General features: G+C 76.5%; 1 protein-coding gene. It reads left to right on the forward strand.

Annotated elements, in window-relative coordinates:
* The coding region (locus HMPREF3105_RS01550) for a DUF5998 family protein (protein WP_246830309.1) at positions 1-665 on the forward strand (665 nt) is incomplete at both ends.

Here is a 665-nt window from a genome sequence, read left to right on the forward strand (position 1 = left end):
GGGGGACATGAGCCCGTTCCGCAGGAGTCACGAGCCAGGCCGTCCCGACCACCGCCCCGACGCCCCCGAGGCCGAGGGCCGGCAGCGCGAGGCCCGCACCCTGGACGGCAGCGGCGGCCTCGACGCCTCACTCGTCCGCGCCGGCTTCTACCCGGACCTCGTGGCGCACGCCATCGCCCTCGAGCTCGAAGGCCGCACCCCGGACGCGCACCTCGTCCACGTGGACACGCACTTCGACTACGAGGAGATCCACCGGCACATCACGGCCCTCGTGCTCGCCGGGGACACCCTGCTGGCCGTCCACCTCGACGACCACGCCGCCGACCCGGCCGGCCAGGCGGTCCTCGCCCAGGTCTCCACCGAGATGGTCCCGGTCCGCGCCCTCGGCTCCGTGGTCCTGACCACCGGCCACGCCGACCCCGCCCGCTTCCGGCCGTCCGACCCCGTGGCCGAGATGACCCTCGGGCTGATGTGGGCCGGAGGCCAGCGACTGGACCTGCAGCCCGCCGGCTGCGCCGACCCCCAGTGCGACCTCGACCACGGCTACACCGGCACCGCCACCCGCGAGGACCTCGTGATCCGCGTCGCCGCCGACGCCGACGGGCAGGGGGCCGTCGACGGCGCCCTGGCCTTCGCCCGGGCCCTGCGCCGCGCCCACCTGGCGG

Origin of the sequence: Micrococcus sp. HMSC31B01 (assembly GCF_001816085.1) — a bacterium.
GTDB lineage: Bacteria > Actinomycetota > Actinomycetes > Actinomycetales > Micrococcaceae > Micrococcus > Micrococcus luteus.